We start from the raw sequence: 665 nt of genomic DNA on the forward strand, positions 1-665 counted from the left end.
GTATACGTAAGTATACGTAACCTGCCGGCAACGACGACTTCGCCCCCGGGACCAACGACGACGGCCCGCGCTCGTCGCCGAGGCGGGCCGTCCTGCCGGTCGGGCAGCGTCGCGCGAAGCGCGGTCACTGCCCCCAGGCGGCGATCGCCTGGCGTTCCTGATCGGTCATCTCGGTCAGGTTGCCCAGCGGCATGTAGCCGCTGGCCACCACCTGCTGGATCTGCTCCATCTGCCGCTTGATCTGCGCCGCGTCGTCGAACGCCACGCCGGCCGGCGGTCAGGCGCAGGGCGGCGGATTCGCCCATGTCGAGGGGATCATCGATCAGCGCTGCACGGTCTGCCACTCGCAGAACCCTACGAACGCCGCCTTCACCGCACCGCCGGCCGCCACGTCGTCAGACGCTTGCGGGGTGGCGCTCGCCGTGTCCCGGCTGTCCTCGGCCGAGGCGACACCCTCGCCGTCGGCCGACGGCGTCGAGGACACCGGCATGGCGACCCACACCGCGAGCAGGATCAGCGCCGCGCCGGCGACCGGATAGGCCGGCTTGATCTGGCCGCTGTGCATCAGCACGAAGAACTGGCGGATCAGCGCCCCGGCGAAGATGAACAGCACCATGATCACCCAGGCATTGGGATGCGAGTAGGTGAACGAGTAGTGGTTGCTG

2 protein-coding genes are annotated in these 665 nt (G+C 69.0%); both read right to left on the reverse strand.

All coding sequences use genetic code 11. The annotated features are described in order from the left end of the window. Positions 1-124: 124 nt before the first annotated feature. Positions 125-265 (reverse strand): hypothetical protein, encoded by a 141-nt coding sequence (locus D0901_RS21025; RefSeq protein ID WP_162500938.1) that lies wholly within the window; start codon positions 263-265, stop codon positions 125-127. A 57-nt stretch (positions 266-322) separates the two neighbouring features. After that, positions 323-665, reverse strand: a 343-nt coding sequence (locus D0901_RS20810; protein WP_162500939.1) for a urate hydroxylase PuuD, incomplete at its 5' end; no start/stop codon positions are given.

Origin of the sequence: Modicisalibacter coralii, from assembly GCF_004117855.1 — a bacterium.
Lineage (GTDB): Bacteria > Pseudomonadota > Gammaproteobacteria > Pseudomonadales > Halomonadaceae > Modicisalibacter > Modicisalibacter coralii.